The sequence below is a fragment of the uncultured Tateyamaria sp. genome (genome assembly GCF_947503465.1).
Lineage (GTDB): Bacteria > Pseudomonadota > Alphaproteobacteria > Rhodobacterales > Rhodobacteraceae > Tateyamaria.
Window position 1 is genome coordinate 2,091,091 of record NZ_CANNDN010000001.1, and the last position, 22,668, is coordinate 2,113,758.

The 22,668-nt window shown below is 62.1% G+C and carries 24 protein-coding genes; 11 read left to right on the plus strand and 13 right to left on the minus strand.

Going from position 1 to position 22,668, the window contains the following annotated elements; translation table 11 throughout:
* Window positions 1-92 precede the first annotated feature (92 nt).
* A complete protein-coding gene (locus Q0844_RS10405; protein WP_299044510.1) occupies window positions 93-449 on the plus strand; it encodes a DUF1428 domain-containing protein in 357 nt (118 codons plus the stop codon).
* On the opposite strand, the gene Q0844_RS10410 is transcribed toward Q0844_RS10405, so the two are convergent.
* The 6 genes from Q0844_RS10410 to Q0844_RS10435 all read right to left on the minus strand — a co-directional run bounded on the left by Q0844_RS10410 (window position 446) and on the right by Q0844_RS10435 (window position 5,685).
* Window positions 446-1,651: a phenylacetate--CoA ligase family protein gene (locus tag Q0844_RS10410; protein WP_299044512.1), complete on the minus strand. Its 1,206-nt coding sequence runs from the start codon at window positions 1,649-1,651 to the stop codon at window positions 446-448. The two genes, Q0844_RS10405 and Q0844_RS10410, sit on opposite strands and share 4 nt — an antisense overlap.
* A gap of 5 nt (window positions 1,652-1,656) precedes the next feature.
* A complete protein-coding gene (locus Q0844_RS10415) occupies window positions 1,657-1,944 on the minus strand; it encodes a hypothetical protein (protein WP_299044514.1) in 288 nt (95 codons plus the stop codon).
* A 1-nt stretch (window position 1,945) separates the two neighbouring features.
* Window positions 1,946-2,326, minus strand: a complete 381-nt coding sequence (locus Q0844_RS10420; protein WP_299044516.1) for a cupin domain-containing protein — start codon at window positions 2,324-2,326, stop codon at window positions 1,946-1,948.
* A gap of 12 nt (window positions 2,327-2,338) precedes the next feature.
* The gene (locus Q0844_RS10425; RefSeq protein WP_299044518.1) at window positions 2,339-3,163 is read right to left on the minus strand and encodes an ABC transporter ATP-binding protein; all 825 of its coding nucleotides are present in this window, start codon (window positions 3,161-3,163) and stop codon (window positions 2,339-2,341) included.
* Window positions 3,164-3,234: 71 nt separating this feature from the next.
* Window positions 3,235-4,509, minus strand: coding sequence for an ABC transporter substrate-binding protein (locus Q0844_RS10430; protein ID WP_299044519.1), 1,275 nt, complete (start codon window positions 4,507-4,509; stop codon window positions 3,235-3,237).
* A 99-nt stretch (window positions 4,510-4,608) separates the two neighbouring features.
* Entirely contained in the window at window positions 4,609-5,685 is a 1,077-nt protein-coding gene (locus Q0844_RS10435; RefSeq protein WP_299044520.1) for a branched-chain amino acid ABC transporter permease, read from the minus strand.
* A 126-nt stretch (window positions 5,686-5,811) separates the two neighbouring features.
* On the opposite strand from Q0844_RS10435, the gene Q0844_RS10440 reads away from it, so the two are divergent.
* Window positions 5,812-6,138 (plus strand): hypothetical protein, encoded by a 327-nt coding sequence (locus Q0844_RS10440; protein WP_299044523.1) that lies wholly within the window; start codon window positions 5,812-5,814, stop codon window positions 6,136-6,138.
* 66 nt (window positions 6,139-6,204) lie between these two features.
* On the opposite strand, the gene Q0844_RS10445 is transcribed toward Q0844_RS10440, so the two are convergent.
* Genes Q0844_RS10445 through Q0844_RS10460 form a run of 4 tightly spaced genes read right to left on the minus strand, consistent with a single transcriptional unit; the run spans window position 6,205 to window position 9,159 of the window.
* Entirely contained in the window at window positions 6,205-7,236 is a 1,032-nt protein-coding gene (locus Q0844_RS10445) for a branched-chain amino acid ABC transporter permease (RefSeq protein ID WP_299044524.1), read from the minus strand.
* A 55-nt stretch (window positions 7,237-7,291) separates the two neighbouring features.
* Window positions 7,292-7,828: a hypothetical protein gene (locus tag Q0844_RS10450; protein WP_299044525.1), complete on the minus strand. Its 537-nt coding sequence runs from the start codon at window positions 7,826-7,828 to the stop codon at window positions 7,292-7,294.
* A gap of 40 nt (window positions 7,829-7,868) precedes the next feature.
* Window positions 7,869-8,348 (minus strand): hypothetical protein, encoded by a 480-nt coding sequence (locus tag Q0844_RS10455; protein ID WP_299044527.1) that lies wholly within the window; start codon window positions 8,346-8,348, stop codon window positions 7,869-7,871.
* Window positions 8,341-9,159, minus strand: coding sequence for an ABC transporter ATP-binding protein (locus Q0844_RS10460; RefSeq protein WP_299044528.1), 819 nt, complete (start codon window positions 9,157-9,159; stop codon window positions 8,341-8,343). The genes Q0844_RS10455 and Q0844_RS10460 overlap by 8 nt, the downstream gene beginning before the upstream one ends.
* Window positions 9,160-9,241: 82 nt before the next feature.
* Between Q0844_RS10460 and Q0844_RS10465 the strand changes: the two genes are divergently transcribed.
* Window positions 9,242-9,436 carry a hypothetical protein gene (locus Q0844_RS10465; protein ID WP_299044530.1) on the plus strand — a complete coding sequence of 65 codons (195 nt, stop codon included), beginning with the start codon at window positions 9,242-9,244 and terminating at the stop codon, window positions 9,434-9,436.
* Window positions 9,437-9,540: 104 nt separating this feature from the next.
* Here the strand turns inward: Q0844_RS10465 and Q0844_RS10470 are convergent, their stop codons facing one another.
* Entirely contained in the window at window positions 9,541-11,511 is a 1,971-nt protein-coding gene (locus Q0844_RS10470; RefSeq protein ID WP_299044532.1) for an AMP-binding protein, read from the minus strand.
* A 191-nt stretch (window positions 11,512-11,702) separates the two neighbouring features.
* Between Q0844_RS10470 and Q0844_RS10475 the strand changes: the two genes are divergently transcribed.
* From Q0844_RS10475 to Q0844_RS10485, 3 genes are read left to right on the plus strand one after another with little or no spacing between them, the layout of a single operon-like run.
* The gene (locus Q0844_RS10475) at window positions 11,703-13,595 is read left to right on the plus strand and encodes a PAS-domain containing protein (protein ID WP_299044533.1); all 1,893 of its coding nucleotides are present in this window, start codon (window positions 11,703-11,705) and stop codon (window positions 13,593-13,595) included.
* Entirely contained in the window at window positions 13,592-14,293 is a 702-nt protein-coding gene (locus Q0844_RS10480) for a response regulator transcription factor (protein ID WP_299044535.1), read from the plus strand. The genes Q0844_RS10475 and Q0844_RS10480 overlap by 4 nt, the downstream gene beginning before the upstream one ends.
* 27 nt (window positions 14,294-14,320) lie before the next feature.
* Entirely contained in the window at window positions 14,321-14,542 is a 222-nt protein-coding gene (locus Q0844_RS10485; protein ID WP_299044536.1) for a WGR domain-containing protein, read from the plus strand.
* Here Q0844_RS10485 and Q0844_RS10490 read toward each other — a convergent pair.
* Window positions 14,539-15,729 (minus strand): hydantoinase/carbamoylase family amidase, encoded by a 1,191-nt coding sequence (locus Q0844_RS10490; protein ID WP_299044537.1) that lies wholly within the window; start codon window positions 15,727-15,729, stop codon window positions 14,539-14,541. The genes Q0844_RS10485 and Q0844_RS10490 overlap by 4 nt on opposite strands.
* Before the next feature lie 105 nt (window positions 15,730-15,834).
* A complete protein-coding gene (gene fdhF / locus Q0844_RS10495; RefSeq protein ID WP_299044539.1) occupies window positions 15,835-18,600 on the minus strand; it encodes a formate dehydrogenase subunit alpha in 2,766 nt (921 codons plus the stop codon).
* 151 nt (window positions 18,601-18,751) lie between these two features.
* Here fdhF and Q0844_RS10500 point away from each other — a divergent pair, with 151 nt between their 5' ends.
* From Q0844_RS10500 to Q0844_RS10520, 5 genes are all read left to right on the plus strand, one after another.
* Complete coding sequence (locus Q0844_RS10500) at window positions 18,752-19,795, plus strand: AbrB family transcriptional regulator (protein ID WP_299044542.1); 1,044 nt, start codon at window positions 18,752-18,754, stop codon at window positions 19,793-19,795.
* Between the two features lie 102 nt (window positions 19,796-19,897).
* Window positions 19,898-20,551 (plus strand): histidine phosphatase family protein, encoded by a 654-nt coding sequence (locus Q0844_RS10505; RefSeq protein WP_299044543.1) that lies wholly within the window; start codon window positions 19,898-19,900, stop codon window positions 20,549-20,551.
* Between the two features lie 9 nt (window positions 20,552-20,560).
* Window positions 20,561-21,172: a glutathione S-transferase family protein gene (locus tag Q0844_RS10510; RefSeq protein WP_299044545.1), complete on the plus strand. Its 612-nt coding sequence runs from the start codon at window positions 20,561-20,563 to the stop codon at window positions 21,170-21,172.
* Window positions 21,169-22,221 carry a saccharopine dehydrogenase gene (locus Q0844_RS10515; RefSeq protein WP_299044547.1) on the plus strand — a complete coding sequence of 351 codons (1,053 nt, stop codon included), beginning with the start codon at window positions 21,169-21,171 and terminating at the stop codon, window positions 22,219-22,221. Before Q0844_RS10510 ends, Q0844_RS10515 begins: the two co-directional genes overlap by 4 nt.
* A gap of 41 nt (window positions 22,222-22,262) precedes the next feature.
* On the plus strand, window positions 22,263-22,607 hold the full coding sequence (locus tag Q0844_RS10520; RefSeq protein WP_299044548.1) for a hypothetical protein: 345 nt from the start codon (window positions 22,263-22,265) through the stop codon (window positions 22,605-22,607).
* Window positions 22,608-22,668: the final 61 nt, after the last annotated feature.

Consider the following 22,668-nt stretch of genomic DNA (forward strand, 5'->3'; position numbering starts at 1 on the left):
CTTATCTTACGTTTTTGCTTGGGTTTCCAGCCTTTTGGGATCGGCACCCGCATCTGTTAGGCTGCACACGACAGCAAGTGGGAGAAACACACATGCCTTACATCGACGGATTCATGGCCCCCGTCCCGACGAAAGACCGGGACCGCTTTGTCACCTGGCTCAGGGATCAGCATGCCGTTTTCAAGGAATACGGGGCCGACGTAATCGTGGACGCGTGGGAAGACGACGTGCCTGAGGGCGAAGTGACGTCCATGCACAGGGCCGTCGCCTTGAAAGAGGGCGAAAGTGTCTCGCTTGGGTGGATCATGTGGCCCGACAAGGCGACACGCGACGCCGCGTGGGCCAAGGTCATGGACGATCCGCGTATGACACCGGAGCAAAACCCGATGCCCTTTGACGGCAAGCGCCTGATCTTTGGCGGCTTCGCCCCGGTGCTGATAACCGGCTAGTCGTAGCTGCGCTGGTCCTCGATGACGAGCCCGTCCCGGGGCAAGGTGCCCGGCGCATGGATTTCAAGGGTGCCCTTCAGTTTGAGCGTATCCACGACGCTTTGTGCATAGGCATCCGGCGCAGTGTTCGGGCTTTCGATCTGCACCGTCATCGCGTCCTGTTCGCCAACCCGTGTGGCGATGACACGCGCGCGTGTCACCTCTTCATGTTTGCCCACAAGGGCCGCGACCTGTTCGGGGCGCACGAACATGCCCTTGATCTTGGTGGTCTGGTCTGCGCGGCCCATCCAGCCCTTGATCCGCATGTTGGTCCGACCACACGGGCTGTGGCCGTCCAACACGGCGCTCATGTCGCCGGTGGCAAAGCGGATCAGCGGGTAGTCGGGGTTCAGCGAGGTCACAACCACTTCACCGACCTCGCCCGGGGCCACGGGGGTGCCGGTGCCGGGGGTCACGATTTCGACCACAACCCCTTCGTCCACGATCATGCCTTCAAGCGCAGAGGATTCGTAGGCGATGTTGCCCAGGTCCGCCGTGGCATAGGATTGCATACAGGTGATACCGCGATCCTTGTAATGCTGGCGCAGGGAGGGGAAAAGCGCGCCGCCGCCAACAGCGGCCTTGGTAATCCCCAGCGTGACACCCATCTCGTCCGCCTTGTCGAGGATGACTTTCAGGTAATCCGGCGTACCGGCATAGGCCGTGGTGCCCACGTCGCGCGCGGCCGTGACCTGCAATTCGGTCTGCCCGGTGCCAGCGGGCAGCACCCGGGCCCCCACGGCGCGCGCCCCATTTTCAAAGATCATGCCCGCAGGCGTCAGGTGGTAGCCAAAGCAGTTCTGCACGATGTCACCTGGCCCGAAACCTGCCGCGTGCAGGAAGCGGCCCATGCGCCACCAGTCATGGCTGATCCCGCCGGGTTCATAGATGGGACCGGGGGACTGAAAGACATGGGCGATGTTCGACACCGGGATGCCACCAAAGGGCGGCTTTTCGGCCTGCCATTTCGCCAATTCGGATTTGCGCAACACAGGAAGATGCGCCAGATCATCCAGGTATTTCAGCGTGCCGATGTCGGGCAGGCAACTGCCCGCCGCCTCGGCCACGCGGGCAAGCTGGGCATTCACGGCCTCCAACTGCGCCGCGTGCCGCGCGTCGGACGAGCGGGTTTCCAGATCGTCGTAATACACCTTGTCGAGCATCTCTCTCATACCGCCCTGATCTGTTGCGGACCCTTGACAGCGAGGCGTTCAATTTCGCCCCGCACTTCCAGTTCCAGTTTCACCGTGACCACGTGCCAACCCAGCTTGCCAAGGTCGGCAAGGGTCTGGTCATCCAGTCGGGACTGCACGGCCGCGTTCAGATCCTTGTAAAGGATCGGACCGTTTTCCAGCGCCCCAAGGATCGCCGCGCGCACCGCGTCAAACTTCCACACCGGGATGTTGGTGACCCCATCGCGCCCTTCGGCGGGGGTGCGGCACGCGACCTTGTCCATGTCAGTTGGCCAGGACCGTCAACGGTTCGCCCTTGCGCACGACAAAGGTGGTGATCGCCACCATCGGTGCGTCGCCCACATTGGTCAGACCGCCATGCACCTGCCCCTCGGGGAAGTAGAGCGGCGTGCCCACCGCAAACTCGACGATATTGCCGTTGGGCGCTTCGGCCCGCGCATCCGTGACCACCACCGTGTGTTCATCGCCCGGATGGGTGTGCAGCGGAATGGTGGCCCCGACCGGCACCGTCAGACGAAACACAACCACCTCCATCGTGTCCGAGCCCGGCACATCAACGCGCCGGATTTCTTCGCGCGCAATCTCCTGCGCCCAGGCGGTGCCCGCCATCAGCAAGGCGATGCCAGTGAATACAAGTCGCTTCATCTTCGAACTCCCTCAGCTCAGCCACCGTTTGCGGCGGCGATAGGACCGCACGTCGCGAAAGGACTTGCGCCCTTCATCCGACATGCCAAGGTAGAATTCCTTCACGTCCGGGTTCTCGCGCAACTCGGCCGCTGGGCCGTCCATCACCACGCGCCCGCTTTCGAGGATATAGCCGTAATGGGCAAAGCGCAGGGCGACATTGGTGTTCTGCTCGGCCAGCAGGAACGTCACGCCCTCATTCTCGTTCACCGACTTCACGATACCAAAGATCTGTTCGACCAGCTGTGGCGCCAGCCCCATCGACGGCTCGTCCAGCAGGATGGTTTCGGGCCGGGACATCAGCGCGCGGCCAATGGCCGTCATCTGCTGTTCGCCCCCCGAGGTGTACCCCGCCTGAGACTTCCGGCGTTCGCGCAAACGCGGGAAATAATCGTACACCATCTCAAGATCGGCAGCGACAGCCCCTTTGCCATCGCTGCGGGTATAGGCCCCGGTCAGCAGGTTCTCCTCCACGGTCAGGTGCTCGAAACAGTGGCGCCCTTCCATCACCTGCACCACGCCGCGCTTGACCAGGTCGGCGGGGTCCTTTTCGGCTGTGTTCTCGCCGTTGTGCAGGATCGACCCCTTGGTCACCTCGCCGCGCTCGCTTGCCAACAGGCCCGAGATTGCTTTCAACGTCGTTGTCTTGCCCGCGCCATTGCCCCCCAGCAGGGCCGTGATGCCCCCTTTGGGCACCTTCAGCGACACGCCTTTCAGCACAAGGATCACGTGGTTGTAGATCACCTCGATATTGTTGACGTCCAGAACGGTGTCAGTCTGCGTCTCGGCATCCAGCATGGGCCACCTTCATTGTTCCAAAAATATGCAAGTTCCCGGCGGCAACGCGTGCTGCCGCCGGGTCATAGGCCTCAGCAGCCCGCTTCGATGCCGTTTTCGCTGGCATAGGCGGCGCTGTCTTCGTCGATCAGGGGCTGGATCACGTCCATGTCCGTTTCCGCGAATTCAGAGATCAGCGACCATGTGCCCGAGGACGCATCCCACTGGGTCATGCCGATCAGGCCCGGACCCCCGTGGTTTTCGCACGACACGCTAAAGGACGGACCAAAGCCGGGCAGACCAAGGTCGGTCATCTTGGCTTCGGTGATCTCCAGCGCTTCCATGCCGTCGCGCATCATGGCCGGTGTGATGTCGGCCACGCCGTGGATGTCCTGTGCGGTCTTGGCAGCCTCGGCCGCCAGCATCGCGGCATAAAGACCGCGGTTATACAGCACCGTACCGATCTGGTCGCCGGCACCTGCGGCGAGGCCCTTGTCAACCACATGCTCCTGGATGTCGTCGAAGATGGGGAAGTCGCTGCCCACACCGTGGAATGTCAGCGCCTTGTAGCCATTGGCCGCGTCACCCGCGGGCAGCACGTCGTTTTCAGACCCCGACCACCAGATGCCGATGAAGTTTTCCATCGGATACCGGATGTTGGCTGCTTCCTGGATCGCCACCTGGTTCATCACACCCCAGCCATACATGATGACATTGTCGGGACGCTCACGCCGGATCTGCAGCCACTGCGACTTCTGCTCCTGACCGGGGTGATCCACGGCCACCAGCATCAGCTCGAACCCGTGCTTTTCCGACAGCTCTTCGAGCGTACGGATCGGTTCCTTGCCATAGGCGGAGTTGTGGTACACGAGCGCGATCTTCTTGCCCGCGATGTCGCCCTGGCTCATCAGGTAGTTGATGGCGCCCGACGCCCCATTCCAGTAATTGGCGGGATAGTTGAACGTGTGGCTGAAGACCGAGCCATTGGCGGCGGATGTCCGGCCATAGCCCATGGTGTGCATGGGGATGTTGTCGGCGGTCGTCTTGGGGATCAGCTGGTAGGTGATGCCGGTCGACAGCGGCTGGTACACCAGTGACCCTTCGCCCTTGGTGGACTCGTAGCATTCCACACCCTTTTCGGTGTTGTAGCCCGTCTCGCATTCCAGAACGCGTGTCGCCACGCCGCCGATACCACCGTCCCGCTCGTTCAGCAGGGTGAAATAGTCGGCATAGCCATCCGCAAAGGGGATGCCTCCGGCCGCATATGGGCCCGTGCGGTAGCTGAGCGACGGGAACACGAGGTCCGCCATCACGGGGCTTGCCGCCATCATGGTTGCGACGGCGTAGGTGCCTAGTTTCATCTTCATCGGTGTTTCCTCCCTATGGTTTTATCCGATGTGTGGTGCGCGCACAGCGCACACCCTACGGTGTAGGGTGCGCATTCATTGCGCACCATTGGCCGGCCCCTAATGCGGGAACGGCCACAATCTCAATTTCTCCTTGGCCACGCGCCACAGCTGCGCCAGCCCGTGTGGCTCCAGGATCAGGAACAGGATGATCAGGCCGCCCACGATCACAAGCTGGAAATGCGCCACGATGTCCGTGGGCCACCCCAACACGTCCACGCCCACGATCTTGAGGACAACAGGCAGCACCACAAGAAAGGCCGCGCCCGCGAAGGACCCGAAGATGGACCCAAGGCCGCCGATGATGATCATGAACAGCACAAGGAACGATTTGGTGATGCCGAACACCTCGCCCACCTCGACCGCGCCCAGATAGACGGCAAAGAACAAGGCACCCGACACGCCGACAAAGAAGGACGACACGGCAAAGGCCGTAAGCTTCGCACGCAGCGGGTTCACCCCGATGATCTCGGCCGCAATGTCCATGTCGCGGATCGCCATCCACTCGCGCCCGATGGACCCGCGCGTCAGGTTGCGGGCCAGAATTGCGGCCCCCACGGTGAAGACCAGGCAGAACAGATAGGTGGCCCAGGCTTCGGTATTGGGGCCTGTCACTTCGATCCCGAACACGGCGCGCTCAGGTGCGTTGATCTGGCCCGAAGCCGAGTAGTTGTAGAACCACGACACCTTGTTGAAGAGCCACACCAGAAAGAATTGCGCGGCCAGCGTCGCCACGGCCAGATAGAACCCCTTGATGCGCAAGGACGGCAGGCCAAACAGCGTACCGACGACGGCCGTGATCCCACCCGCGAGGATCACATGGAAAAAGATGTTCACATCCGGAAAGGCCGTCATCAGCTTGTAACAGGCATAGGCCCCCACGGCCATGAACCCCCCGGTCCCAAGGCTGACCTGCCCGCAATATCCGGTCAGAATGTTCAGCCCGATGGCCGCGATGGCGTAGATCAGAAACGGCAGAAAGATCGAATTGACCAGATAATCCGTCATCACGAAGGGCATGACCAACAGGGCCACGGCCAGCACGACATAGTACCGATAACGGTCGAACCTGATCGGGAACGTCTGGCTATCCTGCGGATATGTCGTCGAAAAATCGCCCGCCTCACGATAGAACATCAGTTTGCTCCTTCCAGGGGCTGCATGGTGAATGTGCCCTTAACCATCCGTTCGGATTTCGTCGTTTTGCCACATTTCCCGACCCGACCCATGGCACACTGGGCCCGGGTAAATGGAGTGGGATCTATGACCGCAATTCTGGACGACATCCGTCGTCTCGAGGCCGCGCATGCGCGGGGTGAGTTGAGCGCCGTCGACCTGGCGGCAAAAAAGGCAAAGCTGTTCGAGGCGATACCGGACGCGGACGACGTATATGTCGAAGCGCCCGCGCGCGTGCCACCACGGCGGGCGCAATCCCGGCTGGGACAAACGCTACTGTTGTGCCTGTTTGTCCTGACGCTGTGTGCGGGGACAACCATCGTTCTGACGGGGGACCTGATGCTGGCGACGACATTGTCGATCACCGTGCTGGCCGCGTTGACGGTCACGATGTTCCGCCAGCTGGACGGATAGGCTGCGAAGGTTCCCGGGTGGGCGGGTCTCGTTGGACGCAGGCCAACGGGGTCGTCCGCGCGGGGATCACACACGTTCAATGATCTTCTCCCCGAACAGGCCCTGCGGGCGGAACACGAGGAAGATCAGCGCCAGCACGTAGGCAAACCAGTTCTCGGTCGCGTTCATGGTAAAGCCGAACAGCGCCCCGGCAAGGTCGCCCGAGGACATGAAGAACTCGAACAGCTTCTCTCCGACACCGATGATCAGCCCGCCGACAATGGCGCCCGGGATCGACGTGAACCCGCCCAGCATCAGCACCGGCAGGGCCTTGAGCGCGATCAGCGACAGCGAAAACTGCACGCCCGATTTCGCGCCCCACATGATGCCCGCGACCAGCGCCACGAAACCCGCCACCGACCACACCAGGATCCAGATATAGTTCAGCGACACACCCACGGACAACGCCGCCTGGTGGTCATCCGCCACGGCCCGCATCGCGCGCCCCTGCTTGGTGTATTGCGAAAAGATCACCAGCGCCGTCACCAACAAGATCGCGATGATCGTCGCCGTGATGTCCAGATTGTCGATGAAGAACCCGTAGCCAAACAGGTTGAACGTCGCCTCGTCGATGGCAAGGTTGATACCCTGCGGCAGGCACGTGCCCTCGGCCAGGCACACGTCCAGCTTCTTGATCTCGGACCCCCACATCAGGTCGGCCACGCCTTCCAGCAGATAGGCGAGCCCGATGGTCGCCATGAACAGGATGATCGGTTCTTGCCCCACCAGATGCTTGAAGATGAACCGCTGCACCATCCAGGCCAGCCCGATCATCACCACGACAGTCAACAGAATGGCGAGGATCGAATGCACCTCCCACCCGAAATAGTGGATATCAGTGCCAAAAATGGCGTTGATCAGGTGGGCAAAGGGCACCTGCCCGTTCTGGATGCCCACCAGCGTCATCGCGGCAAAGAGCGCCATGACCCCTTGCGCAAAGTTGAAGATACCGGACGCCTTGAAGATCAGGACAAAACCCAGCGCCACAAGGGCATAAAGCACCCCGGCCATGAGGCCGTTCAGGAACACTTCGCTGGCATAGATCAGTTGTTCAGACATCAAAGTGCCTCCCTTTGGCGTTTCGGCCGATCAGAACTCTGGAACACAGGCCGTATCATTTCACCGCCACCCCCATCAGGTCCGCCGTATGGTCCCTGAGCGGCTGGTAACTCACCCGCAACCGCGTCAGCCCCTCGAACGTCAGGTTCCAGTTCAGCGTGATTTCGGTCACCCGCCCGTCCCGGCGCGGCGCCGCCAGGAATGCGGCGGCATAGGCGCGGTCCATCGTGACCCGGCTGACCGGTTCGAACCCCGTGGTTGACACGAACCGTGCGCCTGCCCCATCGCGCCATGCGTTGAACGCAAGCAGCAGTTCGGAATAGCTCAGCCCGTGACTGATGATCTCGCAGGCCGGTTCGTCGTACATGAACACGACCAGCGTATTGGCCAGGTCCGTTTCCTGATAGCCCAGCGCATATGAATTCAGCGTGCTCTCGAAATACCGCCGGAAGGTGCGCGGGATCGGCATGATGTCCTGCGGCGACAGGCTCGCTGGGTCCTCAAGATAGGGCAGGCAGCGGGTTTCGATCACGTCGCACAGGCCCGCCATGCCCGGCTGCGCCGCATCGCAGATCGCGGGTTCTTCCGCCAACGCGGGACCGGCCCAGAGAGCCGCGCATATGGCCAGCCCCCTAACTCTCAAGATCCGTCTCCAACACGCGGTAGACGACACCCTGCCCGTCAATGGACGCCTCGACATGCACCTGCGGTTCGATCCATGCGTCACTGACCAACATGCCCGCCTCCGGCACATAGATCTGGCGCCGCGTGACATCGGCCACCCAATCCAGATAGGCAACGTCCAGCATGTCCGCACCAAGCTCATGCACGGCACAGGCCCGGTTGCCGTCGTCGGGGGCCGCATCCAGCACCAGCAGCAGGCCGTCCACCGCGGCAAAGACCAGTTCGGCGTCGCGCATCTGGTCCGCAAGCTGCTGCGCCAAGCCGTCCGTCACCGGCTCTGTCAGGTGTTCATATGGGTCGAGGCACCGCGCCTGAAACATGTTCCACGCCGCCCCGGCCTGCGCGGCACCGGCAAGCGCAAGGCACACAAGCGGTGCACAGGCTGTGCACAGGGTGTGTACGCGTTGTGCATGCCGGTTTTCAGTCATGGGACACCCCAAGATAGGCGTCGATCACATCCTGATTGTTGCGCACCTCGTCCGGGCTGCCATCACCGATCTTCTTGCCGTAATCCATCACCACGACGCGGTCCGACAGGTCCATCACGACGCCCATGTCATGTTCGATCAGGGCGATGGTGGTGCCAAATTCGTCATTCACATCAAGGATAAAGCGGCTCATGTCCTCTTTTTCCTCGACGTTCATCCCCGCCATGGGTTCGTCCAACAGCAAGAGCGACGGCTCGGCCGCCAGCGCGCGCGCCAGTTCGACCCGCTTTTTCAAACCATAGGGCAACCGCGCGACAGGCGTTTTGCGGATGGCCTGGATCTCCAGGAAATCAATAATCTTTTCAGCAACTTCCCGGTTGGCCGTCTCTTCGGCCTCGGCCTTGCCCTTCCAGATCGCCTGACCAAACAGTCCCGTCTTCATATGGGTCAGCCGCCCGGTCATCACGTTGTCCAGAACGGTCATGCCTTCGAAAAGGGCGATGTTCTGGAACGTCCGGGCAATCCCCTGCCGCGCGACTTCAAACGGCTTCATCGGTGGGCGCGGCGCCCCCTTGTAGTACACCTGCCCCTCCTGCGGGATGTAAAAGCCGGAAATCACATTCAGCATCGACGACTTGCCAGCGCCGTTCGGGCCGATAATCGCCCGGATCTCGCCCTCGCGAATATCGAACGAGATATCCTTGATCGCCTCAACCCCACCAAATCGCAGGGTAATATTGCGCATCTCCATGACAACGCCCCCGATCTTGCGACCGTCGGCTGTGACGTATCCTTCGGCCTGATCAAGCATGGGCTGCCTCCATCGTCCGCGAGTTAAGCAGGACATTAACCATTTTCTGCGCAAGCTCGGGACACAACTCGGAGGGGTCCCAATGTTTGACGCACTTGAACGCCGCTACTTGCTGAAACTCGCATTCGACTGCCGCCGCAAGGGGCTGAGTGCTGCGGAAACGCGCCAGGTCATGCGCCGGAACATCGGCCATTTCACCGGCGACAACCGTCTGATCTGCGCGGTGCGGCACGTGTTCGGGGATGCGGGCACAAATCCCATTCACTTTGCCAGGTAAACTCCCCCCGGAGGGCCGGTCGGCCATCCACGCCGTCGCGCCGGGCCAGGCACCTCGCGGGATGGTGGGTGGGGCGATGCCCGAAGGGCGAGCGTCACGCATCATCATTCTGCCGCCAGCTTTTGCGCAACCGCGGACGTGACCGCGGACCGAATGTCCAGCGTCGCCGAAATCGACCCCTTGCGCCCATCCTCATAGGTCACCTCGGTCTTGGTCGAGACCTCGGAAGATCCATCATACAGCGCCGCGATGATGTCTGCATATTTCTCCTCGATGATGCGGCGGCGCACCTTCCGCGTCCGGGTCAATTCGCCATCATCGGCATCCAGTTCCTTGTGCAGGACGACAAAGCGGTGCACCTGGCAGCCCGACAGCATCTCGTCCTCGGACACTGACCTGTTCACCTCTTCCACATGCTCGGTGATCGTCGACAACACCTGCGGATGCTGCGCCAGTTCCTGGTACGACCCGTACCCGATATTGTTCCGCTCGGCCCAGTTGCCGACCGCTGTCAGGTCGATGTTGATGAACGCCGTGCATTCCTCACGCCCGTTGCCAAAGACCACGGCCTCCAGGATGTTGGGGAAAAACTTTAGCTTGTTCTCAACATATTTGGGCGCAAACAGCGCCCCCGACGCCATCTGCCCCACATCCTTGGCCCGGTCGATGATCCGCAGATGCCCGGTGTCTTCCTCGATGAACCCGGCATCCCCGGTGGCGACCCAACCGTCGGCATCCTTGGTCCCGGCGGTGCTTTCGGGGTTCTTGTAATATTCCACGAACACACCGGGCGAACGATAGAACACCTCGCCATTGGGCTCGATCTTCAACTCGACCCCGGGGCATTTCACGCCCACGGTGTCGCTGCGCACCTCGCCATCGGGCTGCGCGGTGATGAACACCGTGGCTTCGGTCTGGCCGTAAAGCTGTTTCAGATTTATGCCCAATGACCGATAGAAATCAAAGATTTCCGGTCCAATCGCCTCACCCGCCGTATACCCCACGCGCACGCGGCTGAAGCCAAGCGTGTTCTTCAGCGGGCCATAGACCATCAACTCGCCCAGGGCATATTTCAACCGGTCCCCAAGGCCGACGGATTTGCCATCCAGGATCGCCGGACCAACCTTGCGCGCATGATCCATGAAATAGCGGAACATCTTCTGCTTGAAGACCCCCGCGTCCTCCATCCGGATCATCACGTTTGTAAGCTGCATCTCGAACACACGCGGCGGGGCAAAATAATAGGTCGGCCCGATCTCGCGTAGATCGACATGCATTGTGTCGGCACTTTCGGGGCAGTTGGTGCAAAAGCCCGACCACAGCGCCTGACCAACCGAAAAGATGAAATCGCCCACCCACGCCATGGGCAGATAGGCCAGAATGTCATCTGACTGCCGCAACCCGTCAAATTCCGAAGACGATTTCGACGTCTCGATCACATTGCGGTTCGACAGCACCACGCCCTTGGGTTTGCCCGTCGTCCCCGATGTGTAAAGCATCACGCATGTGCTGTCGTAATCCAGCGCTGCAATGCGTTTTGCCATCTCGGGCGCCAGTTCGTCGCGCTTGGCCCGGCCTGCATCCTGAACGTGACTGTACTGATGCAGTTTCGAATGATCGTATTTTCGCAATCCGCGCGGATCGAGATAGATCATCTGCTCGAAGTCAGGCAGTTGCCCCTGCACTTCGATCACCTTGTCGACCTGTTCCTGATCCCCCGCGATGACAAAGCGCGCACCGGAATGATCAAGTGTATAGGCCATCTCTTCGGCTGCCGCGTCCTGATAAAGCGGCACCGGGATTGCACCTGCCATTTGCGCGGACATCATCGACCAATACAGGTACGGGCGATTGCGCCCGATCACCGCGATATGGTCACCGGGTTTGACGCCCAGATCTATCAGGCCAAGCGCCAGCGCCTCGACCTCTTCCAGCGTTTCCGTCCAGGTCCAGCTTTGCCAGATCCCGAATTCCTTTTCGCGATAGGCCGGGGCCGATCCAAATTCCCTGGCATTTCGGTGTAACAGCGCCGGAACGGACACAAGCCCGTGCGCGCCTTCAGGCGACTTCGTCACGAATTTTCCTCCCGAACGCGCCCCGTATCCCGAGGTCACGCATGATCGCTTAGACGATTCTTACTGTGCCTAAGGATGTTGTTCGCACGCTGCGCGTCAACTTTTTCCTGATGTTTTCCCAATCCTTACGAATTGTAACAGCGCCCCCGCCCCCGTTGTGCGCACGCCAAATCCAATGCTAGCCATGAAGGATGGCACAGGATCACACGGCATCCCTGACGGCTTCGGGCCTGAATCTGATCGCGCAGGCACTGACGATCTATGACCGCGATCTGCGTCTTGCCGTGTGCAACGCCCCCTTTCAGCAGATGTTCGACCTGCCCGACGCGCTGGTCACGCCCGGATCGACCTTTCGCGAAACGATCACCCATCTGGCACGGCGGGGCGAATACGGTCCGATCGACGATCTCGACACATTCGTGCAGGAACGTGTCGACCAGGCGCTTGCGTTTGAACCGCATTACATGGAACGCACCCGCGCCAATGGCCGCACCATCAGCGTCGAAGGTTCGCCCCTCCCGCAGGGAGGCTGGGTCACCGTTTACACGGACATCTCGCACACCAAGGCGCAAGAGGCGCTGCTGCGCGCCCGCGCCACGGAACTGAGCGATCAGGTTCTGCAACATACCGAAGCGTTGAGTTCGACAAACCGCCAGCTTGCCGCAACCGTATCCGCCCTCGAAGAGGCCAAGCGTCAACTGACCGAAACAGAGGCACGCACCCGTCTTACGACCGAGATGATGCCCGCCCATATCGCCCACGTGGATGCATCGGGCCACTACACATATTCCAACAGACGGCTCAGCACGGTGATTCCGAACCGCCCGTCAGAGATTGTGGGCGAACATATCTCTGACGCCTTGGGTGCCTTTGCCTATGGCCGTATCGCGTCCAACCTTGCACGGGCGTATCAGGGTGAGGCATCGGTTTTCGAATTCACCGACGAGGCCAGCGCCAGACGCATACGTGTGTCGTTCACGCCCGAAGCGTCTGGCGGCGTCTACATCCTGTCCATGGATATCACCGAGGAAACCCAGGCCCGCGTCGCCCTGCAGCAAAACCGTCGGCGCACGCTGGCGGCGCAGATGACGTCCGGCATGGCACACGACTTTTCCAACTTGCTGACAATCATTCTTGGCCTGCAATCCAAACTTTCGCGTATGGACGATCTGCCCCAGGGCGCGACCGACCTGATCGACGGCACCCTGTCCGCCGCCCGGCGGGGCGGAGAGCTGTTGAACGCGATCGCCGACATGACCGCAGGTCGCGCCATGCGCCCTGCGGCCACGGACATCGAAACCTTGCTGGGCGACGTCACGACCATGGCTCAATCCACCCTGCCGCCGGGCCTGACCCTCAGCACATTCACCACGGTGACAGGCCCCCACATGCTTGATCCCGGCCTGGTCAAGGACAGCCTGTTGAACCTTGTCCTGAACGCCCGCGACGCCTGTGGGACGGCCGGCCAGATCACACTCACGGCCCGTCCCGTCCACGACACCTGGCTCGAGTTTACCGTCACCGACAGCGGCCCCGGCTTTTCGAACGAGGCGCTCGAACACGGCTTTGATCCCTTCTTTACCACCAAAGGGTCCGAAGGGTCGGGTATGGGCCTGCCGATGGTCTATGACATGACCAAGCGCGCGGGCGGCGACCTGAAGTTGGGCAACGGAGATGTGGGCGCACAGGTCCGCCTGCGCCTACCGCTGCGCCCCGCCCCGCAACTGGCCGGCGCGCTTGTCCTGCTGGTCGAGGATGACCCCGACTTGCGCCAACACTACCGCGACCTCTTGATGAGCATGGGACACGCCGTCATCGAGGCGGCAGGTGTGGACGAAGCGGTCGCGCTGACTGCTGACCTTCCCGACATCGGCCTTGTCCTGTCGGACATCAACCTCGGCTCCGGCACACGCACCGGCATCGACCTGGCCACGCAGTTGAACGGCACCCTGCCCGTGATCCTGATGACCTCCCTCTTGCCCAATGACCCAACCTTCCAGATGGCCACCCGCGCCGCGCCGGTCCTGCGCAAACCATTCGAAGCGTCCGACCTCGCGGCCCTCCTGCAGGCAGACGCCGCATGACCGGAGCCCTTGTCACCATCCTTGATGACGAACCGGCGATCCGCAGGATTCTGGCCGACGCGCTGGAAGAGGCGGGGTTCCGCACCCTCTCCTTCTCGCGTGCCTCTGCGTTCGAAGCGGCGCTGAAAACCCACAAACCCGACGTCTGCCTCGTGGATCTCGGTCTGCCCGACACCGATGGCCTGACGCTTGTGCACAAGCTGGCGTTGGAACAAGGCGCTGCCGTCATCATCATCTCGGGACGTGCCCAGGTCCAGGACCGGGTCACGGGCCTCGAACTCGGGGCCGACGACTACATCATCAAACCCTTCGACCCGGCCGAGGTGGTGGCGCGCATTCGCGTCCGCCTGCGCACACCCAAGTCTACGGCGCAAACCGGTCAGATCGCCCATTTCAACGGCTGGACCGCTTCGTTCGACAGCTACACATTGACCGACGACCAAGGCTCGGAAACCCCCTTCTCCCACGCAGAAGGCGAAGTGCTGCGTCTCTTCCTCGACGCGCCCAAACGACTGATCAGCCGGGCCCAAATGCAGGAAATGCTGGGCGGCGGCGCAGGCGACAGCTTTGACCGGGCCATGGACGTGCGCATCAGCCGACTGCGTACCAAGCTGCGCGAAGACCCCAAGAACCCCCGCCTGATCAAGACGATCTACGGCGCGGGCTACATCTTTCTGGGCGATGTGCAGTGGACATGACACTTCAACCTATGCAAGAATTACACCATGGTTGAAGCGCTTCTCTACCGCAGCGACGATGCCCGGTTCTACCGGGTCGAAATCACGCTGAACCTGTTTGCCGAAGCGTCCGTCGTGATCGAATGGGGCATCAGGGGCGGTCAACCCTGCCGCCAAATTACGTGCCACAGCGACCTGCGCGCGGCATCTACTGCCGCAGACCGTTACCGGCGGCGCGCACTCAGCCGCGGCTATGCGCGCGCAGGCTAAAGCCCGGCCGCATGGGCAAGCACACGCAGCCCGGCAACCAGATCATCCTCGTCGGTGTCTTCCTCGAACGCATGGCTGATGCCCCCGATGGAGGGCACAAACAGCATCGCCACCGGCATGCACCGCGCCACATTGGTGGCGTCATGCAGGGCACCTGATGGCATGCGCCGCCACATCCCCGGCGCGACGACCTCGGCCCCGGCCTCCAGACGCGCGCGCAACCCGGCATCCATCGCCACAGGGTCCAACCCCAGCAACGGCCCCGACTGAACCCCCAACGCCATCTCTGCGGTGACGGCGGCCAACGTCTCTTCGATGACCGTCTCCATGCGTGCCAGCCGGTCCATTTCCGCATCGCGCCACTGCATCGAAAACCGCACCTGGCCCGGCACAATCGAAGACGCGTTGGGGGCCACCGCGACATGGCCGATGGTCCAAACGGACTGCGGGGTCACCACATTGCGCAGCCGATCATTCAGACGGCAGGAAAAGGCCACAAGCCCCTGAAACGCATCCCGGCGCAGTGCCATGGCGGTGGTGCCGGCGTGGTTTTGTTGCCCGGTCAAGGTGATGGTACGATCCCGAATGCCCACAATATCCGTAACAACGCCAATCTGCTCATCCGCCGTATCCAGCGTCGCACCCTGTTCAATGTGCAATTCGATAAATCCGGTGAATCGCGCGGGATCAACCGGCCCGCCCGCACGGTCCCCCACAATCCGGCGGGCCGCACCCAGCGTGACACCCTCGTGATCCACCAGCGCATCCGCCTCGACCTGCGACAGCCCACCGGTCCACACGTTGGACCCGGTGGTCACGCCATACCGGCCCTCCTCGTCCTGAAAGGACACCACGGAAATCGCCGGTCCACCGGACTCGATACTGGCGCGGGCCACCTCCAGCGCGGCAATCACGCCCAGCGCGCCATCCAGCCACCCACCTTGCGGTTGGCTGTCCGAATGTGACCCCAACAACAGCGAAGGTCCGTCGGCCAAGCCGAAAAGGTTGCCCATCGCGTCAAAATGAGGCTGCAATCCGGCCTCCACCATGCGGCCCGCCAACCAGTCCCGCGCCGCCATGTCAGCCTCGGAATAGGCAGGGCGCACAACACCCTTGCCCTCGCCTGCCGCGCCAAAAGCGCGCAACGCGTGCAAATCGGCCAAGAACCGCCCCGGTTGCAGCGCCATGCCCCACCCCTTCTTCTGGCTGAAAATACTTTCGGGGAGTTTGAGGGGCAGACAGCCCCTCATCAACAAAAATGAATCGCGCGCGCCGTCAGGCGCACATTCGGATCACTCCGCCGCCACCGCACCGGCAACAGCCTCGACACGCACGGCCGAAAACTTGAATTCCGGGATCTTGCCATAAGGATCAACCGCCGGGTTGGTCAGGATGTTTGCCGCCGCCTCGACATAGGCAAAGGGCAGGAACACCATGTCCGGGGAAACAGCGCGATCTTCCCGCGCCATGATCTCGATGGACCCTCGCTTGGTTGTCAGCCGGACCATTCCGCCTGCCGAAATCCCCAATGTGCGCAGGGTGGACGGATGCAGCGAACAATTCGCCTCAGGCTCCACCGCGTCCAGAACCGACGCGCGGCGGGTCATCGACCCCGTATGCCAGTGTTCAAGCTGCCGTCCCGTGGTCAGGATCATCGGATATTCGGCATCGGGTACATCATCGGGCGCGATGACAGCTGCGGGGGTAAACCGGGCGCGCCCGTCCGGCCGCGGGAATCCGTCTCCAAAGACAATCGCCTGTCCCGGATCCTCCGGCGACAACGACGGATAGGTGACGGCATTCTGCCCCTCCAGACGCTCCCAGGTGATGTTGTTCAGCGACTTCATGTTCAACTTCATTTCGGCAAACACATCCGCCGGGCTTTCATAGGACCACCCCAGACCAAGCCGTTTCGCCAGTTCCACCTCGATCCACCAATCTTCCCTGGCCTCACCGGGCGGGGGCACCGCGGGCCGGCCCATCTGCACCTGACGGTTCGTGTTGGTCACGGTCCCCGTCTTTTCGGCAAAGGCCGATGCGGGCAGGATCACATCGGCATAATTCGCCGTTTCGGTGATGAAAATATCCTGCACCACCAGGTGATCGAGCTTGGCCAGCGCATCGCGCGCATGTTCCACGTCCGGGTCCGACATGGCCGGGTTTTCCCCCAGAATATACATTGCCTTGATCTCGCCCGCGTGGACCGCATCCATGATCTCGGTCACGGTCAAACCCTTTTCGCTGGAAAAGTCCCCCGATCCCCAAACATCCGTAAAGGCCGACCGCACACCATCGTCCGTCACCGTCTGGTAATCCGGCAGGAACATCGGGATCAGCCCGGCATCTGAGGCGCCCTGCACATTGTTCTGCCCGCGCAGCGGATGCAGTCCGGCGCCGGGCCGCCCCACCTGGCCGCACATCAGCGCCAGCGATATCAGGCAGCGCGAATTGTCGGTGCCATGAATGTGCTGGCTGACACCCATGCCCCAGAAAATCATCGCCGACTTGGCGCCGGCAAAGGTCCGCGCCACATCGCGCAGCACCTCCGCCTCGATCCCGCAAATCTCGGCCATCTTCTCAGGTGCAAACCCTTCCAGATGCACCTTCTCCGCCTCCCAATTCTCGGTATAGGCGTCGATATACTGCTGGTCGTACAGACCTTCCTCCACGATCACATGGCAAATCGCGTTCAGCATCGACACATCGGCGCCGGGCCGGAACTGCAGCATATGGCTGGCAAAACGCTTCAGCGCCTGGCCCCGCGGGTCCATGACAATCAGCTTGCCACCGCGCTTGGTAAACTGCTTGAAATAGGTCGCCGCCACCGGGTGGTTCTCGATCGGGTTGCAGCCAATCGCAATCGCCACATCCGCATTCTCGATCTCGTTGAACGTCGCGGTCACCGCGCCCGACCCCACGTTCTCCATCAGCGCCGCCACGGAACTCGCGTGGCACAACCGCGTGCAGTGATCGACGTTGTTGTGACCAAACCCCTGCCGGATCAACTTCTGAAACAGGTACGCCTCTTCGTTGGTGCACTTGGCAGACCCAAAGCCCGCCACCTCGCGCCCGCGCCCCTTCATGCCACGCGCGGCAAAATCCAGCGCCTCATCCCAGGACGCCTCGCGAAAGTGCGTCGACCAGTCGCCGGGATCCACGTTCAATCCCTTGGCAGGCGCGTCCTCGCGCCGGATCAGCGGCTTGGTCAGGCGGTGATCGTGGTGGATGTAGTCAAAACCAAACCGCCCCTTCACACACAGCCGCCCCTCGTTCGCAGGACCATTGATGCCCTCGACATATTTCACGCGACCATCCTTCACTTTCAGCGAAATCTGGCAGCCCACGCCGCAGAACGGGCAGATACTCTCGACCTCATTATCGAAATCGGCACTGTCGCCCACCTGCTGATCATCCACGACGGTCGATGGCATCAGAGCGCCGGTCGGGCAGGCTTGCACGCATTCACCACAGGCCACGCAGGTGCTGTCGCCCATCGGGTCCGCCATATCAAAGGTCGGGTAGGCATCATGCCCCCGCCCCGACATGCCGATGACGTCATTGACCTGAACCTCGCGGCAGGCCCGCACACACAGGCCGCATTGAATGCAGGCATCCAGGTTCACGGACATCGCCACATGGCTGTCGTCCAAAAGCGGAATGCGCCCCTCTTCAAGTTTCGGAAACCGGCTTTCGGTCACGCCGTTCAGGTCTGCCATATCCCAAAGATGCGCAGACTTGTCATGCGCCACATCCCGCTCCGGCTGGTCGGCCACCAGCATCTCGACCACCATCTTGCGCGCATTTTCGGCGCGCGCCGAATTGGTCGTGACAACCATCCCGTCCGAGGGTTCGCGAATACAGGACGCGGCCAGCACCCGCTCGCCCTCGATCTCGACCATACACGCGCGGCAGTTCCCATCGGGGCGGTATCCCGGCGCTGGCTTGTGGCACAGATGCGGGATCACCAGGCCACGGCCGTTGGCCACCTCCCAGATGGTCATGCCTGCCTCGGCCTGCACTTCTTGGCCATCCAACGTGAATGTCACCGTGTCCGTCATCGCGCACGTCTCCCTGATAGTGCGCCTGTTCTAGCGTGCCCGCAGCGCGCAAAGGACTCCCAATCCCGACACGACGCCCCGGTTTTGCGCCACCCAGGTTTCCGATGGGCAACCATTGCTCCCCCAAGGCAACTCGGGGTAGCGATGCGCCATGCTTGCCCGCCCCTCAGCCCACAACCTGCGTATCACCTGCCAGACCCTGATCATCGGGGGCATCGGCGCAGCCATTGCCGAAGCGATGAACGCGCCCATCGCCGTGCTTACCGGGCCTGCGCTGTTGGTCAGTCTCGCCGCGCTGGGGGGCCTGCGCACCGGTATCGACGATACCGTGCGCAACCTGATCTTCCTGCTGGTCGGTGTCTCTATCGGCAGCGGAGTCGACGCATCCGCGACCCAGGCGATGCTGCGCTGGCCCTTCGCATTTGCCGCTCTGGGCGTCATGCTTTGGGCCACGCTCTGGCTCTGCGGGCAAATCCTGCACCGGGGGTTTGGCCTGGACAGGCGCAGCGCCTATCTTGCCGCGGCACCTGGACATCTGAGCTTTGTGGTGGGGTTGTCCACGGGCCTGAACCTCGACACAACGCGCATCGTCGTTATCCAATCGGTGCGCCTTCTTGCACTGACCCTGAGCGTCCCGGCAATCGCCCTGGGCTTTGGACTGGAACTGACAGGACAGGTCCTGCCACCGGGCGATCCCATGGCATGGACCGATCTGGGCCTCCTCTTGTTCGCGGGCCTCGCGCTTGGCTATGCACTGGACAAGATCGGACTTCCCGCACCTCTGCTGATCGGCGGCATGTTGGCCTCCGCGTTCGGGCACGCCAGCGACATCACACCCGGGGTCATGCATCCATGGCTCAGCTATGCTGGGCTGATGACGGTCGGTACGCTTATCGGGGCCCGGTTCAACGGGATCACGCGCAAGGCCCTTGCAAGCTCGCTTGTCGCCGGGCTCACGGTCACGACGCTCACAGTGCTGATGGCGCTGGCCGCAGCCCTCCCGGTGGCCTATGCGCTCGGCTTCGACCCGACCCACGTGCTGATTGCCTTTGCGCCGGGGGGCCTGGAAACGATGATCGCCATGGGTGTCGTCCTGGGTGCCAACCCCGGCTTTGTTGCTGCCGCCCATGTCACACGACTGCTTTTCCTGACCGCCCTCCTCCCTGCCTTCGTGGGTCGCCTGAAACGCGCCTGATCCATCCTTCATTTCACCGAATAAACCGCCGCGGCAGGCGCCCGCACTTTCCACCCACAGCGCCGTGGCCTAGAACGAAAGAAACACCCGTCAAAGGCCCCCATGTCCCACATTACCCTGATCCGCCACGGCCAAGCCAATACCCACGCCAAGGACGAGGCGAGCTATGATCAATTGTCTGCGCTTGGGCACCAACAGGCGGCATGGCTTGGCGATCACATGCGGGCCACACATCAACACCACACCCGGCTTTATACGGGCACCCTGCGCCGCCACCGCGAAACCGCCGAAGGCATGGCCACCGGGATGGAGGCAACAGAAGACGCGCGCCTGAACGAGCTGGAATACTTCACCATGGCGCAGGCGCTTGAGGCCGAACACGGCATAGCCGCCCCGTCCGAGCCTGCGGAATTCGTGCACCATTTCCCAAAGGTGCTGAAGCACTGGCAGGATGACAGGCTTGAAGGCGCGCCCGAACGTTTCGGCGACTTCGAAACACGGATCAGGGATGCGTTGGCAGAGATCGGACAGGGCACGGGCCCCGCGCTTGTGGTGACTTCAGGCGGATTGATCGCCATGACGATGCGCCTGCATCTCGGGCTCGAAGTGCAGGCCATGGCGAATGTCGCGCTGGCGATCATGAACACGTCCATGCACCGCCTGCACCCTATCGGCGGTACCTGGTCGCCCGTCATGTTCAACGCCGTCCCGCATCTTGAACACCCGGACCGTCATCACGCCCAGACACATGTCTAAGGAACACCCATGAAACTATACTACGCCACCGGCACGATCTCGATTGCTGTCGCCATCGCATTGGAAGAGGCCGGGCTGACCTATGACGCCCACCGCCTCAACTTTGCGGCCGGTGACCAGCAGTCGCCCGACTATGCAGCGATCAATCCCAAGGGGCGCGTTCCCGCGCTTGACGTGAACGGCACGATCCTTACGGAAACCGGCGCTCTTCTCGACTACATCGCCATGCAGGACCCGGCGCTCATGCCGTCCGATCCCGTTCAGGCCGCGCAGGCGCGCAGCGTCATGTATTACCTCGCGTCCACCATGCATGTGAACCACGCCCACAAGATGCGCGGCCACCGCTGGGCGGATAACGAGGCCAGCTGGCAGGACATGACGGCAAAAGTGCCAGAAACCATGGCCGCCTCGGCCCGCTTCGTCGAAGACGAGTGCCTCACCGGACCCTACATCCTGGGCGACAGCTTTACCCTGGCTGATGCCTATCTGTTCATGGTCTGCACCTGGCTGCCTGGTGACGATGTCGACCTGGCCCCCTTCCCCAAGATCCGCACCTTCATGGACGCGATGGAGGCACGGCCCAGCGTCAAGACCGTCCGCGCCAAGGGCATGCTGCGATGACACATCTGTGGGTCCGAGCCGAACAGCGCGAGAACGAAGACCGTGTGGGTCTGACCCCGGAAGGCGCGGCAAGGCTGATCAACGCCGGGATTAAGGTAACGGTCGAAGACAGCCGGGCCCGCTGCATTCCGACCGACCGATATGCACAGGCGGGTGCCGCCATTGCCCCAGAAAACGCATGGCCCACGGCACCGGACGATGCCATCATCTTCGGGCTCAAGGAGCTGCCCGACAATGGCACGGCGCTGCGGCACAAGCACATCATGTTCGGCCATGCCTACAAGGGCCAGCCGTCAGGTCAAATCCTCCTGAACCGTTTCAAGCAGGGTGGTGGCACGCTGTATGACCTCGAATACCTGGTGGACGGGGCAGGCAGACGGGTGGCCGCCTTCGGGTACTGGGCAGGCTATGCGGGTGCTGCCGTTGCGCTCAAATGCTGGATCGCCCAGCAACAGGGGCACATCGCAGGACCGGTCCAAGCCTACCCCAGTTCCAACCACCTGCTGGCCGAATTGCAATCCGACCTCGTTGCGACAGGCAGCCACCGGCCCACAGCGCTGATCATAGGCGCTCTTGGGCGGGTCGGCACCGGGGCTGCGGACCTGTGCACCGTCATGGGCGTGCCAACCACCCGCTGGGACATGGCGGACACCGCCCATGGCGGACCTTTCCCAGAGATCCTGCGGCACGACATCTTCTTCAACTGTATCCTGGCGCGGCCTGGCACACCCGTATTTGTCCCCGCGGGGACACCGCACCAACCGCGCAAGTTAAGCGTCATCGGCGACATCGCCTGCGACCCGGACAGCGACTTTTCCCCGATCAAGGTCTATGACCGGACAACGACATGGACAGACCCCGCGTTGCGTGTCCATGACAGGCCCCCGCTGGATGTGACCGCCATCGACAACCTGCCGTCGATGCTGCCGGTGGAAAGCAGCGAGGACTACGCCGAACAACTCCTGCCCAGCCTCCTTGCACTCACGGACCTGACAACGGGTGTCTGGGGCCGCGCCAAACACAGCTTTGACCAGGCCATCGCCAATTGATGCGGCCACAATACCACTTTCGCCACGGGCCGGACGGGTTGATGGCATGGGATATGCGCAAGATCGCGGCAGCCGCCTCTCACCTTGACCCGGACCAAGTCGCGCTGACGGATATTGAAGAACTGGATGAAAACTGGTGGTTCGCCCATGGCACCCCGCCCACCCCGCGCGCCATTGCAGGTCACATGAAACGGATCCGGCAGGTCGACCGCAGCCACCCCATCATCCTTGATGCGGACGGACGCCTTATGGACGGCATGCACCGCGTGGTCCAAGCGTTGCTGGCAGGGGACACGATGATCCTCGCCATCCGCTTGCCTGAAACGCCACCGCCCGATTACATCGGCGTCAACCCGGACGACCTGCCCTACGATGTGGACGCGTAACCATACCCGCTTCTTCTGACTGAAAATACGACGGGGTCTGGGGCAGCGCCCCAGTCCATCA